The sequence below is a fragment of the Pseudomonas sp. Q1 genome, from assembly GCF_009935975.1.
Taxonomy (GTDB): domain Bacteria; phylum Pseudomonadota; class Gammaproteobacteria; order Pseudomonadales; family Pseudomonadaceae; genus Aquipseudomonas; species Aquipseudomonas palleroniana.
Map to the genome: position 1 here is coordinate 80,494 of NZ_QODI01000008.1, position 13,414 is coordinate 93,907.

A 13,414-nucleotide genomic window follows, 5' to 3' on the forward strand; every position below is an offset into this window, starting at 1 on the left:
GCGGATGTACCGCCAGGCCGTTGCGTGCCTACTCGTACCGGTTGAGGGTTTCAGCCCGCACATAGGTGCGCAACACGTGATCCCACAGCGGCGACGACACCCCGAAGTTCTTTTCGACACCCTGGCGATGGTGCAGATCATGATTGGCCACCAGCCCTGGAATAAAACGGTAGGCCCAATGCTCGGGGCGGTGCATCACGTAGTGCACCGAGATGTAAATGAAGTATCCGCTCACCGCCCCCACAAAAACCGAGGTCAGGCCGGTGAACCAGCCCAGCAGCAACAGCGCGGCAAAGGTTGAGCTGGTTTTCCAGCTCGACACGCCGATGTAGGCGAGTACGTCGACGTGATGGGTCCAGTGCTCGCGGCGGTACAGCGAATGGAACAGGAAGCGGTGGGCCGAGTACTCCACGAGTGTCCAGGCCAACCAGCCGGCCAGTGCCAGGCCGAGGTCAAAAGGCGCGAGATAGAGGGCAAGGAGGATGAAGAGGGGAATGGTGAAGAAGTCGAGGTAATAAGCGACTGACGACATCAGCCATTTATTGGAAGCAGCCATGTGCAGAATATCCCTGTAGTGCCCGATGGAAGAGGCGGATTCTGAAGGGCTGCGCTATGACTGGCAACTGCGTCATGAACGCAGCGTCACATCTTCAGAATGTTGCAAACGACTGACGTTCACGTGTGGCAAGGAGTCCGTATTGACGCTGTTTGCAGTGAAGCGGTTTGTGGATTAAAACAGCCCCCGGACTGTTTACTTCAAGGAGATCTGATGTCCGCAGCAACCGCTTCAACGTTCCAGGTATTTTTTCGCAGAGGGTTCAAGCACCTGCTTGAACACTGGACACCGCATGCCCCCGCAGATGAACCTCCATGCGCCGCCCACGGCAGAGTCGATCTGGACCAGGGCAGCAGCTCAACGCTTGAACTGGGAGAGGGTTCGGATCAACCTCACGTCCAGGATCAGTTTGCTGCGTGACAGCTCAGGTGGCTGATTACGCGGCTGTCGCCGTGACCTGTCGACCGGGTATGGCTGCAATCAATTCACGCGTGTAATCGCTGGCCGGCCGATTGAATATCCGCTCCACCGAGCCCTGTTCAACCACCCGGCCATTGCGTAAAACCAGCACCTCATGGGCAAAGTTAGCCACCACCGAAAGGTCGTGGGACACCAGCACATAGGCAATACCTGTCTCCCGTTGCAGCTCTTCCAGAAGCTCAAGAATGTGCGCCTGCACCGATACATCGAGCGCGCTGACTGGCTCGTCCAGCAGCAGCAAGTCAGGTTTGAGCGCCAGGGCACGGGCGATAGCGACGCGCTGGCATTGGCCGCCGGACAGTTCGCGAGGCAGGCGATCGAGGTAGCTGACGGGCAGGTGTACGCGTGCGATCAACTCCCGCGCCGCCTGCTCCAGGGCCGGGCCCTTGAGCAAGCCGAATGACACCAGCGGCTCGACAATGCTCTCGAACACTGTGAAGCGTGGGTCCAGGGCGGCAAACGGGTTCTGTTGCACCAACTGCAGGCGCTGGCGCAGGGGGCGAAAGTCGCGCCAGCTCAGGTCGGTGACGTCCTGTTGCTCGAACCAGACCCGACCCTGGGTCGGTTTTTCCAGGCCCAGGGCAATGCGTAGCGCGGTGCTCTTGCCCGAGCCGGACTCGCCAACAATGGCCAGCGTCTGGCCGGGATAAACTTGCAGGTTGAGACCTTCAAGGGCCAGGAACGTCGAGTCCTCACCCTTGACCTTGGGCAGCGCAAATGTTTTGCCCACGTTTTGCAAACTCAGGATGGGAGGCTGCGCGGGATCGATGCGGGTCAAGGGCGCGCGACGTTTGGCGAGCGCGGGGGCGGCACCAATCAGAGCGCGGGTGTAGTCGTGCTGTGGCGCGCCGAGGATCTGGCGTGGTGGCCCCTGCTCGACGAGCTCGCCGTGTTGCATCACCAGGATCCGGTCGGCGCGGTCGGCGGCCACACCCAGGTCATGGGTGATGATCAGCAGCGAAATCCCGCGCTCGCTGACCAGGCGCTGCAAGTGGTCGAGGATCTTGCGCTGTACGGTGACGTCCAGGGCGCTGGTGGGCTCGTCAGCGATGATCAAGCGCGGGTTGCCGGCCAGGGCAATGGCGATCAGCACGCGTTGGCGCATCCCACCGGAAAGTTCATGGGGATACTGACGTGCGCGCAGCACGGGTTGGTCGATGCCCACCTGTTGCAGCAGCTCGACAATGTCGGCATCCACCGCAGGGTAGCGTTTACCCTTGGCCAGGATCAGCGCCTCGGCAATTTGCTGGCCGACGCGTAGGGTCGGGTTGAGGCTGACCATTGGGTCCTGAGGCACCAGGCCGACGGTGCGGCCGCGCAAGCTGCGTTTCTGGCGCTCATTGGCGTGAGTCAGGTCGTTGCCGTCCACCCATAACTGCCCGGCGTTGATCTGTGCGTTGTCCGGTAGTAGGCCGAGGATGGCATTGGCCAGGGTCGACTTGCCCGAGCCGGACTCGCCGACAATCGCCACTGTTTCGCCCTGGGCGATGGCGAATGACAGCGTGCGCACCGCTTGATTGACTTGCCCGCCGGAACGGTAGGTGACGCTGAGTTGGCGAACCTCCACTAGAGCGTTCATCGCTGGTTCTCCTCGAAGGTGCGGGCGATATGGTTGAGACTGAACACCACGGCGACCAGGAACAGACCTGGCAGCAGTGACACCCACGGGGCGGTGATCAGAAAGTGCCGACCGTTGGCGATCAAGGTGCCCCATTCCGCGGCCGGTGGTGCGGCGCCGAAACCGAGAAAACTCAGGCCGGCAGTGGCCAGGATCGCGGCGCCGAAATCCAGGGTCGCCAGCACTGCCACCGGCCCCCAGGCGTTGGGCAGAATATGCCGCAGCAAGGTCCGCCCCCAACTGGCGCCGCCCAGGCGTGCGGCTTCGACGTAGGGCAAGGTCTTGACCCGCAGCACCTCGGCGCGGGTGGTGCGGGCGAACCCGGGGATGATCCCGACACCTACTGCGATAGCGACCGGTACAGTGCCGAAGCCGATCGCGGTGACGATAGCCAGCGCCAGCAACAGGCCGGGCAAGGCCAGCAGCACATCGACAACGCGCATGATCAGCGCATCGATGCGTCCCCCGGCAAAGCCCGACAAAATGCCCAGCCCCAAGCCGCCCAGCAGTGCGATTCCCACCGCCAGGGAGGCAGCCAGCACTGACAAGCGGGCGCCGTATACCACGCGGGTGAACAGATCGCGGCCCAGTTCGTCGGTGCCGAACCAGTGGGTCAGGTTGGGCGCGCGGAGCTTGTCGGCCGGCGCGGTGGCGTAGGGATCGTAGCTGCTGAGCCCATGCGGCCACACCGCCGCGATCAACGCAAACACCAGTACCAGCAACGCCAGGCTGAACCCCGGACGGCGCAGCAACTGCAGCACCACTGTCGTTGTGCGTTGCAGGCGGCTGCGACGTTGCCACAGGTCAGGGCTGGCCGGGGCAGCTTTACCGCGCAGGTTCTGCTCAAGCATGGTCATGGTCTAGGACACCTTTGGCGTGTGGGAAATACGTGGGTCGAGCCAGGGATAGAGCAGGTCCACCAACAGGTTCACCAGCACAAACGCGGCCGCCGACACGGCGACAATCGCCAGCACCACGGGAATGTCTTGCCGCAGCACGGCCTCCTGGGCCAGGCGGCCGATGCCGGAGCGGGCAAAAATGGTTTCCACCAGCACCGCGCCCGACACCGTATTGCCCACCTGCAGGCCGATCAGGGTCAGGATCGGCAGCGCTGCATTCTTGAAACCATGACGTGCTTGCACCTGGCCCCGGCTCAAGCCCTTGGCATAGGCGGTGACGATGTAGCGCTCTTGCCATACGCCTTGGAAACTGCGTTGCAACACTTGGGCGTACACCGCCGCACTGGGAATCGCCAGGGTGATTGCCGGCAGTACCAGGCTTTCAACACCGCGACTGCCGGTGGCGGGAAACCAGCCAAGGCCGAAGGCAAACACCTGGATCAGCAACAGGCCCATCCAGAACACCGGCACTGAAAACCCCAGGGATGGCAGACGGGCCAGGGCTTTTTTCAATGGCTGCCAGCGAATGTAGGCGCTCAGGTAGGCCAGGCCGATGCCGCCGAGTAACGACAGCACGATGGCGAATCCGGCCAGGGACAGTGTTTGAGGCAAGCGCTCGGCGAGCAGCTCGGCGACCGGACGATTGAGCGAGAGGGATTGCCCGAAGTCACCGTGCAGCGCGCCCATCAGCAGGTCGAAATACTGCTCGAACAAGCCTTTATCCAGGCCGTAATACGCCCGTGCCTTGGCCAGGTCGTCCACCGACAGCGAATCGGCCTCCATGCCTGCGGCGCTGAGCATGATCGACAGCGTATCGCCGGGCAGCAGATAAAGGATGAAGTAGGCGACGCTATAGGCACCCCACAGTACCAGCAGCGCCTGGCCGACACGGCCGATCAGGTAGCGGCTCATGGTGTGCCGATCTCGATATCACCCAGTAGCGCGAAACCCTCGGCGGTCCAGCGGAAGTTTTTCACTTTGGATGACGTGGCGGCCTGCCAGACTCGCTCGTATATCGGGAATGCCGAGCTTTCATCGATCAGCAGGTCCTGCAGGTCGCCATAGGCCGCCGCGCGCTGTGGGCTTTGGGTAGCGGTGATGCCGGCATCGAATAAAGCCTTGGCTTGATCCAGCACGGCGGGTGAGTAAAGGTTGGTAGCCAGGGTCGAGCTGTTGGCGGTGCGTGGATCAAGAATGGTTTGCAGGATGATCGGGTCGGCGCGGGTCATGTAGGTGCTGGTCAGGTCGTAGTTACCGGCCGAATTGTTGGCGACCCATTCGGCACGTGTCACCACGCTGAGTTTCAACTCGATACCGACCTTGCGCAGTTGGTCCTGGATCAGCACGTCGCCTGCGGTTTCAGCCGGGGTGAGGTTGTAGCTCAGGCTCAAGCGCTTGCCGTTTTTCTGGCGATAGCCGTCTGCGCTCTTGGCCCAGCCGGCTTGTTCCAGCAGTTGTTCGGCGCCGGCCGGGTCATAGGCCAGTTTGGACGCCTGGCTTTTGAAATAGGGCGTGGTCACATCGAAGAGGCCGCTCACCACCGGGAATTCGGCGTTGTACACGGTGCTGGCGTAGCTCTTGCGGTCGATGGATTTCTGCACGGCCAGGCGCACTTGTTTGTCGGCCAGCGCCCGTTCACCACGGGTGTTGGGGTACAGGTTCAAAGCAGGTCCCGGCAGCGAGCGGCTCTGGATGGTTGCGCCCTTGGATTGGAGCAGTTTGAGGTCCACTTCCGAGAACGGATTACGCGGCCACAGAATGTCAGCCTTGCCCTGCAGGAATAGACCGTTGCGCACGCTTTCTTCGGGGATGTAGCTGATGTCTACCGCGTCCAGATGTGCTTCGCCCTGGTTGTTCATATTGGCCGAGGCCCACGCATAGCCCTTGCGTTTAGTCAGGTGCGCACCGACTTCCGGGGTGTAGCTGGCCAGGACGAACGGGCCGGTGCCGATGATTTTGCCCAGGGACCGTTCCTTGACACTGAGGGCGTAGGAAGCGGGTGCAAGGATCGCCAGGTTAGTGGTGGAAGTGGCTTGCAGAAACCCGGCATTCGGCTTGGCCAGCACCAGCTTGATGGTGAGGGCGTCGACCACTTCGGCATGGTCATAGCCCGCCAGATAAGTCGCGCCGAAGGTCGCCGGCAACTCGGTGGCCAGGGCCTTGTCGCTGTCGAACGCGGTTTTCACCGCCTTGGCATCAAAGCGCTCACCGTTGCTGAAGGTGACGTTGTCGCGCAGATGGAAGGTGTAGGTCAGCGCATCGTCACTGACTTCCCAGCGTGTGGCCAGCCACGGAATGATCTTGCCGGTAGCCGGGTCTTGGTCGGTGAGGGACTCGGCGACATTGCGCAGCAGTACCCGATGCTCAAGCCAATAGACCTGGAACGGGTCGACGCTGACCAGCGTGGTGTTGTCGCCGAAGAAAGCGATGTTCAGGGTCTTGCCCGTCTGGGTGTCATTCCCCGGTGAGCAAGCGACCAGGCTCAATGCCAATGCGCCAGGGGCCAGCAGACGGCTCATCAAGTTGGAGGTATTCAATGGGTTGCCCTCGTGTGGCGTTTCGGGTGCGTGCAAGGTGCGGATCAGAAGTCGTAGGCCAGCTTGGTGTACCAGTAGCCGCCTCCCGGGTAGAACGGCGGGTTGCCGTAGGGCGCCAGGCCCAGGTTGCTGTAGACGGCATGCCGGTCGGGGCGCACGTCAAAGATGTTGGTACCGCCGAGGCTGACGGTGAGGTGGTCGACGAAGGTGTAGCTCACGTCCAGGTCCGTGATCCATTTGGCGCCAAAGCTGCGATCACCTGTGGGGTTCACTGCCAGGGTCTTGACCGCGCCGTAGCGACTGGTTTGCAGGGTGACGGCCAGGTCCTCGACTTTCCAGTTGGCCCCCAGGATCCATTTGGTCTTGGGTGTGGCATCGGTGAGGTCGCCTTCGCGATCGCGGCCCACCAGGGTCACGCCGGAGTTGGCCAGCGCGCCGGGCGTGTCGCGGGCGCCTTCGATGGTGGTCTTGTTCCAGTTGAAACCCAGGCTCCAGCGCACATCGCCCCAGGCATCCAGCGGCGTGGTGTGATCGGCGACTACATCCAGGCCACGGGTGCGGGTGTCGAAGGCGTTGGTGTAGTAGTTGACCCAGGTGCCGGTGGGAACGCCCTGGGCTTTGAGGATCGCGTTGATCGCGCCATTGCCGCGGTCGTAGATATTGCTGGTCAGGGCGATGCGGTCATCGATGTCGATCAGGTAGGCATCGGCCGTGATGCTGGTACGCGGCGCCGGTTGCCAGGTCAGGCCGAGGCCGAGGTTGCGCGACTTTTCCGGTTTGAGGTCATCGCCACCCAGGGCTTTGGCCAGGTTGCTGCCGGCCGGGGTCAGTCGGGTCACGGCGGGCACCACGTTGCCATTCGCGTCGGTGGCCACTCGGTTGTCCGCCACGGTGTAGCCGATTTGCGTCAGCGACGGCGCCCGAAAGCCGGTGCCAACGGTGCCGCGCACGGCCACGGTATCGGTCAGATCAAAGCGTGAGTTCACCTTCAGGCCGAAGGTGTTGCCCGAATCATCGTCGTAATGCTCAACCCGCCCAGCCACGTCGAGGAACCAACGCTCGGTCAAGTCAAAGCCCAAGTCCAGGTAGCCGGCATAGTTGTTACGGATCAGGCTGACTTCATCTTCCGGTCGGATCGTCACCGCCGCCTGCGCACCTGAAGCGGCCGGGTAGGTGCCTGTGATATACGCGGCAGGTTCGCCGGCGAAGGTACTGAAATGTTCCCAGCGATGCTCAAGGCCAGCTGACACCTGCACCGGCGGGGTCAGGCTGAACAGGCTGTCGTAGCGTCGGGTGACGTCAAGATTGTTGACCCATTGCTCGAAACGGAAGGTCGCCAGGTTGTCGAATCGGGTCGGTGACGCAGTACCCAGCGACGGGTTGATATTCAGGTCGCTGGCGTGGTGGACGTTGTTGCGCCCGTAGGTGGTGCTCAGGTCCCAGTTCCACTCGGCCAGCTGGCCCTTGCCCCCGAACAGTAACTGGTAGTCGCGGTCCTTGATGTTGTTGAGCGGGTAGTAGCCGTTGGGGAATACTTCAGGCACGGCTGCGGCGCCGGTGGGCAGGCGAAAATAGTTGGCCGCCTCGGCATCGCGCTCGCCATAGGTGGAGAACGAATACAGCGTCAAGTCTTCCAGGGGCAGTTCGGCGTTGTAGGCCAGGTTGAACGCGTTGAGGTCGGGATCGCCGTTCTTGATTGCCACGCGATCCCAGGCCGCTTCCTTGGCCTGATCGTTGAATGCCCTGACGCTGCTGTCTGCCTTGTCGTTCCACGCGGCGCTACCGCGTTTGCGAGCATCTGCGGATAAGTGGAAAAAGCCGCCGTCACCGAGTTTGAAACCCTGATCGCCGGCCACCTTGATAGTTTCACCCTGCCCGGAAAACAACTGGCCGTAGCTGGTTTCCAAGTGCCCGCCGTTGTCGGTGGCCTTGAGGATGATATTGATCACCCCAGCCACTGCATCCGAACCGTACTGAGCGGCTGCGCTGTCTTTGAGCACCTCGATATGGTCCACCGCGCTGACCGGGATCAGGTCGATGTCCACGGCATTCGCACCGCTGTTGTCGATAGAACCACGCTGGCCGGTGGCGCCGTTGTGCCGGCGTTTGCCGTTGACCAGCACCAGGGTGTAAGCCGGTCCCAGGCTACGGTTGCTCAGGGGGCGCGTCACCGAGTTGTAGCCGGCGATGTTGGTGCCGAAATTGAACGAGGGCAGCAGCTTGGCAATCGCCTCCGACAGTTCGGCGCGACCGGTCTTGAGCAACTGTTCGTTGTTGATCACATCAATCGGTGCCGGGCTGTCCGCCACCGTTCGCGCCTGGCCGCGCAGGCCGGTGGAAATCACGGTGACGGTATCGAGTTTGGCCTCCTCGGCGAAGGAGGGCGCGGCTGCCAGCAGGAGGGAACTGGTCAACAATGACAGGTGGAACTTGGGAATGGGAAAGACAATGTCCGGCATATCGAGCGAGGTCCCTTGAGCCTGGTTCAGGCTCCCGATGGTCGAAGGTACGTCCTCCACCAGGTATGGGGTCGGTCTGTGATATGAAGATATTCCTATAAAAAAGCTCAGTGAAAGTCTTTTTTAGAATAAGCTAATTATTAGATATTGTTATTTTGAGATTTTTTAAGATTCTCTATTTTTATGATGTTGCGGCGGTCTCGGTCACGTTGTTGCTGCTGCTTGGACCGTTCGTGGGGTGGGCCTCGTCTCATGAGGCGTCGGAACGAGGTGCCCGGATCGATTGTTGTCTGGGGCGCTGGCCAGATAACCGCATTGGGCGGGCGACCAGCTCCGCCCAATGCCTCACCACCCGATTGGGCTGTGCTTGAAGCGATCAAGCCAGCGTGTTCAAGCACACCACCTTGGGCTGGGTCATTTCTTCATAGGCGAAACGCACCCCCTCGCGGCCCAGGCTGCCGTATTTGGAGCCGCCAAACGGCATCGCATCGAAGCGATAGTCGGAAGAGTCATTGATCATCACGCCACCGGCTTCGATCCGACGTGCGGCGCTCATGGCCGTGGCCAGGTCGCGGGTAAAGATCCCGGCGTGGAGGCTGTACTCGGGTTCGTTGGCCAGCGCGATGGCTTCATCGAAGGATTCAAAACGCTGCAACACCACCACCGGCGCGAAGACCTCGTTGCGCCAGAGCTGGCTGGCGTGATCGACGTTTTCCAGGACGGTGGCGGCGTAGCAGGCGCCCTGGCGTCGATGCCCGCAAAGCAACGTAGCGCCTTGGGCCAATGCTTCAGCGACCACACGCTCGGCATTCTGCGCGGCTTGTTGAGTGATCATCGGGCCAATATCGGTGTTGGCGAGCATTGGGTCGCCGACCACCAAGGCTTCGGTTTGGCTGACGAAACGCGCGCGGAACGCTGCGTAAATGGACGCATGCACCAACAGCCGCTGGGTGCCGATGCAGTTCTGTCCCGCGGCCCAGAACGCGCCGGACACACAACTCGCCACGGTGGCCTCAAGGTCGCAGTCAGCCATGACGATCACCGGTGCATTGCCGCCCAGGTCCATTGCGAGTTTCTTCAAGCCTGCAGTGCGGGCAATCTGCTCGCCGGTGACAAAGCCTCCGGTAAAGGAAATCATGCGCACCTCTCGCGCCGCCACCAGCGCCTTGCCCAGCTCCGCGCCGCCGGTGGCCAGCGTGACCACGGATTCGGGCAAGCCGGCTTCGACCAGGTACGATACCAGTTTGATCGCCGATAACGGCGCCAGCTCCGAGGGTTTGAGAATCACCGCATTGCCGCCGGCAATGGCCGGGCCGAGCTTATGTGCCACGAGATTCAATGGGTCGTTGTACGGCGTGATTGCGACGATTAAACCGAGCGGCTCACGGGAGAACCAGCCCTGGCGCGACGCCGAGCCTTCATAGGCATCAAAGGGGATCACCTCGCCGGCATTACGCTTGGCTTCTTCGGCGGACAGCTTGAGGGTGTTGACGCAGCGCTTGACCTCTTTTTCGGCCTGCTTGAGGGTCTTGCCGGCTTCCTCGACGATCAGTCGGGCAAATGCCTGAGCATCGCGCTCCACGTGCAAGGCGGCCTGTTCGAGAATCTGCGCACGGCGATAACGCGGCAACCCCGTGCACGCCTGCACGCCGTCGCGGCCCTGCGCCAGCAGCTGCGGTACCTGCGAGGCACACACCTCGGCGACGCTGTCGATCAGCGCACCGTTGTAAGGGTTGAGGACTTGGATCTGCGGTGCCACGACGGCCCGGGCCAGGTTCGATACGTTCATGCGCTTACTCCCGGTTCTGTGCCGCAGCCTGATGCAGGCTGATGATGTCTGACAGCAGCGCGAAGGCGGTTTCCGTACGCCCGGCGCCAGGTCCCGACACTGTCACCGTGCCGATCAGGTCGGTGTTGAACGACACCGCGTTGGTGGCTCCGCCGATGCTGGCCAACGGATGCGCGTTGTCCAGCAGGCGCGGTTCGACGCTGGCACTGACCGAACCGTCGGCCTGGCGTGTGGCGGCGCCGATCAACTTCCAGCGTGCATTGTTCTGGCGGGCCTGGTCGATGTCGTCCAGCGTGAGGGTACTGATACCGCGGCAGCGCACATCGCTGACATTGAGCTTGGCATCCAGCAGTTCGTTGGCGAGGATCACCACTTTGAGGCGCACGTCATGGCCCTCGACATCCGCCGTCGGGTCGGCTTCGGCATACCCCAGCGCCTGGGCCTGCTCGACCGCTTCGGTAAAACCCAGGCCACTCTCCATGCGGGTCAGGACGAAGTTGGACGTGCCGTTGAGAATGCCCTCGAAACCGTTGATCGTGCTGCCCGCCAGCAACTGCCTGGCCAGGCGGATCACCGGGGTGCCACTCATGACCGAGCCTTCATATTCAAAGGCCACGTGATTGCGCTGGGCCAGGGCTTTCAATTGAGCACCGTGCAGGGCAATCGGCCCTTTGTTGGTGGTCACTACGTGCTTGCCGCTTTCCAACGCCCAGCGACAGAAGGACGTCGCCGGTTCGCCATCCACCGGGTTGGTGAATGTCGCCTCCGCGATGATGTCCGCGCCGGAGTCCTTGATCACCACCTCGTTGAGCGCCAAGGCGCTGCCACCCGGCAGTTGCGCCAGGGCGCCCTTGACCGCCGGCAGACCTGCCAACAAGGCCGCATCCAGCCCTTGACGATTGATCAGCGAACCGAGGAACAGGTCGGTGACGCCGACGATTTTCAGGCTGAAGCCCAGTTCGGTTTTCCAGCGTTCATTGCGCTCGGCAATCAATTGCGCCAGCGCACGATTGACGCCGCCAAAGCCGACCAGCGCGAGTTTATATTCAGTCATTTTTTTATTGCCCTTGATCTGGGTGAGGTGGGGTAGGGCTCTAGATTAGGGGCGCGCCCAGGGCAGTGAAATATGCCGATTTGCTCTATTTCATGGGCGTTTTGACCAAGGCATGGCGCGCACGACCGGCATAAAAAAAGCCAACCGCAGTTGACTTTTTTCCAGGCAAAAAACGGCTCAGACGACTGAGGATAAAACGAACGAAGTCACTGTGTTTTCCACGCCCGCCAGTGCCGAAATCTGATTCCACACCTGATGCACCCGCTGCGGGCTGGTTGCGCTGACGCGCAGCATCAGGTCGAACTCGCCGCTCATGACATCGCACTGGGTCACTTCAGGGATCGCGCGCAGGGCCTGCAAGACGTCTTCCCCGCGCATACGGTCATAGCGATAGACGAAAATCACTGCGTTGATCTGTGAGGCGGCGTGTCGTCCATCGCCCGTGAGGACGGTATAGCCGAGGATCGCACCGTCGCGTTCCAACCGTTCGATCCGTTGGCGCACGGCGTTGCGCGACAGGTTGACCTTGGCCGCCAGCTCGGCGTGGGCCGCCCGTGCGTTAAGCCGCAGCTCGGCGATGATGCGCTCATCGAGAGGGTCCAGGATGCGCTTCATGGGGCCTCCACTGGCCACGCGTTCAAAGCGTGTCGAGCACGTTAAGAAGGGGGGTGATGTCATCGGGGGCGACCCGATGGCACGGTGGGTGTACCGGTGGCTCGCCCTGGCTGGCCGACTGCGGGAGGCCGATCCCCAGTTCGGCGAGCAACGCCGCCGATTTGACCGGGGAAATTTCCCCCAGCGTGACCATCGGCGCCACCAGGCTGCGACGGTACAGGCGAGCGGCAATCACGCCGGTAGCCGTGTGCGGGTCGACAACGTAGCCGGTGTCGCGATGCAGTGCGGTCATCTCATTCAGGGTTTCCTCATCGCTGACGGCGTAGGAGTCAATGATCATCCGTGCACGTAACCAGCATTCGTTGGCGAGGGTGATCTCGCCGTGGGTTTCCAGCTCGAGCATCAACGCGCTGACCGCCTGATGGTCATGCTCATACACTTCCCAGAGGAACCGCTCCAGGTTGGAGAACGTCGACAGGTCCATCGCCGGTGACCGGGTCTTGTTGGCGCGCAGCCTGGAATAATGGTTTTTCAGGAACAACTGGTGCAGGGCATCGTTGGTATTGGTGGCGACGATAATCTGAGTGATGGGCAAGCCCATTTTCTGCGCCACGTAGCCTGCATAGACTTCGGCGAAACTCGCCGCCGGCACGCTGAAACCGATCGGCCGCTGACCGCCGCCCAATTGCAGCACCGCGTGGAAATACATCACCAGTTGCGCCAGCACATTGACCCAGTTGCTGGAGTTGAAACTGATCGCCTCGTACTGGGGGCACGGCCACTGGCTGAACAGCCGGCTCACAATGCCCTGGCACTCGTCGAAGCTGCCGTCGACCGCAAACAGATGCACATCGGGCCGTGCCGCCGCCCACAGTGCGTGCAACTGATGCGGCGGCACCCCGCGCTCCGGGTAAAGCACTACCAGATGGGCCTCGTCACAATCGTTGAACGCCTCGATCGCCGCCAGGCCGGTATCGCCGTTGGTGGCGCCGAGCACCACTGCACGTCGGGCGCGGCGTTGCAGAAAGTACTGCACCAATTGCGCCTGCAATTGCGCGGCAAAATCCTTCGAGGAGCGGGTCGGGCCGTGGAACAGCTCCAATACCCATTCATTGCGGTCGACCTGATGCAAAGGCGCGACGGCCCGGTGCTGGAAACGGCGGCTGGCGTGTTTGAGCAGGCGCTTGAGATCCGGCTCGGGAATGGCGTCCCCAATGAACGGACGCAAGATCCGATACGCCAATTCGTCATAGGGCAAGGTTGACCAGTTCGCGATGTCCTGGGTTTCGAATTGCGGCAGGTCCAGGGGGACGAACAGCCCGCCGTCGTCGGCAATACCGGACAATACGACCCTTTCGAAGTCGACCCGTACGGCGGCGTTTCGGGTACTCACATAGTGCATGCTTG

General features: G+C 61.9%; 10 protein-coding genes. All 10 read right to left on the reverse strand.

All coding sequences use genetic code 11. From position 1 onward, the window contains the following. Positions 1 to 28: 28 nt before the first annotated feature. Positions 29 to 556 (reverse strand): sterol desaturase family protein, encoded by a 528-nt coding sequence (locus DK870_RS14215; protein ID WP_161548918.1) that lies wholly within the window; start codon positions 554 to 556, stop codon positions 29 to 31. Between the two features lie 436 nt (positions 557 to 992). After that, positions 993 to 2,615 (reverse strand): ABC transporter ATP-binding protein, encoded by a 1,623-nt coding sequence (locus DK870_RS14220; protein ID WP_161548919.1) that lies wholly within the window; start codon positions 2,613 to 2,615, stop codon positions 993 to 995. After that, a complete protein-coding gene (locus DK870_RS14225; RefSeq protein WP_060752829.1) occupies positions 2,612 to 3,511 on the reverse strand; it encodes an ABC transporter permease in 900 nt (299 codons plus the stop codon). Before DK870_RS14225 ends, DK870_RS14220 begins: the two co-directional genes overlap by 4 nt. A 3-nt stretch (positions 3,512 to 3,514) precedes the next feature. Beyond that, a complete protein-coding gene (locus DK870_RS14230) occupies positions 3,515 to 4,465 on the reverse strand; it encodes an ABC transporter permease (RefSeq protein WP_161548920.1) in 951 nt (316 codons plus the stop codon). Next, positions 4,462 to 6,072, reverse strand: a complete 1,611-nt coding sequence (locus tag DK870_RS14235) for an ABC transporter substrate-binding protein (RefSeq protein ID WP_161549045.1) — start codon at positions 6,070 to 6,072, stop codon at positions 4,462 to 4,464. The genes DK870_RS14230 and DK870_RS14235 overlap by 4 nt, the downstream gene beginning before the upstream one ends. Before the next feature lie 62 nt (positions 6,073 to 6,134). Continuing rightward, entirely contained in the window at positions 6,135 to 8,549 is a 2,415-nt protein-coding gene (locus DK870_RS14240; RefSeq protein ID WP_161548921.1) for a TonB-dependent siderophore receptor, read from the reverse strand. Positions 8,550 to 8,925: 376 nt separating this feature from the next. After that, entirely contained in the window at positions 8,926 to 10,338 is a 1,413-nt protein-coding gene (locus DK870_RS14245; RefSeq protein WP_161548922.1) for an aldehyde dehydrogenase family protein, read from the reverse strand. A 4-nt stretch (positions 10,339 to 10,342) separates the two neighbouring features. Next, a complete protein-coding gene (locus tag DK870_RS14250; protein WP_161548923.1) occupies positions 10,343 to 11,392 on the reverse strand; it encodes a homoserine dehydrogenase in 1,050 nt (349 codons plus the stop codon). A gap of 177 nt (positions 11,393 to 11,569) precedes the next feature. Further along, positions 11,570 to 12,007, reverse strand: a complete 438-nt coding sequence (locus tag DK870_RS14255; protein ID WP_060752834.1) for an Lrp/AsnC family transcriptional regulator — start codon at positions 12,005 to 12,007, stop codon at positions 11,570 to 11,572. Between the two features lie 22 nt (positions 12,008 to 12,029). Next, positions 12,030 to 13,409, reverse strand: a complete 1,380-nt coding sequence (gene thrC / locus DK870_RS14260) for a threonine synthase (RefSeq protein WP_161548924.1) — start codon at positions 13,407 to 13,409, stop codon at positions 12,030 to 12,032. Positions 13,410 to 13,414 lie beyond the last annotated feature (5 nt).

What these genes read in the sequence shown, in the direction of transcription:
- DK870_RS14245 (WP_161548922.1), bottom strand. Translation starts at nt 10,338, where the DNA reads ATGAACGTATCGAACCTGGCCCGGGCCGTCGTGGCACCGCAGATCCAA.
- DK870_RS14230 (WP_161548920.1), bottom strand. Translation starts at nt 4,465, where the DNA reads ATGAGCCGCTACCTGATCGGCCGTGTCGGCCAGGCGCTGCTGGTACTG.
- thrC (WP_161548924.1), bottom strand. Translation starts at nt 13,409, where the DNA reads ATGCACTATGTGAGTACCCGAAACGCCGCCGTACGGGTCGACTTCGAA.
- DK870_RS14240 (WP_161548921.1), bottom strand. Translation starts at nt 8,549, where the DNA reads ATGCCGGACATTGTCTTTCCCATTCCCAAGTTCCACCTGTCATTGTTG.
- DK870_RS14235 (WP_161549045.1), bottom strand. Translation starts at nt 6,072, where the DNA reads ATGAGCCGTCTGCTGGCCCCTGGCGCATTGGCATTGAGCCTGGTCGCT.
- DK870_RS14220 (WP_161548919.1), bottom strand. Translation starts at nt 2,615, where the DNA reads ATGAACGCTCTAGTGGAGGTTCGCCAACTCAGCGTCACCTACCGTTCC.
- DK870_RS14250 (WP_161548923.1), bottom strand. Translation starts at nt 11,392, where the DNA reads ATGACTGAATATAAACTCGCGCTGGTCGGCTTTGGCGGCGTCAATCGT.
- DK870_RS14225 (WP_060752829.1), bottom strand. Translation starts at nt 3,511, where the DNA reads ATGACCATGCTTGAGCAGAACCTGCGCGGTAAAGCTGCCCCGGCCAGC.
- DK870_RS14215 (WP_161548918.1), bottom strand. Translation starts at nt 556, where the DNA reads ATGGCTGCTTCCAATAAATGGCTGATGTCGTCAGTCGCTTATTACCTC.
- DK870_RS14255 (WP_060752834.1), bottom strand. Translation starts at nt 12,007, where the DNA reads ATGAAGCGCATCCTGGACCCTCTCGATGAGCGCATCATCGCCGAGCTG.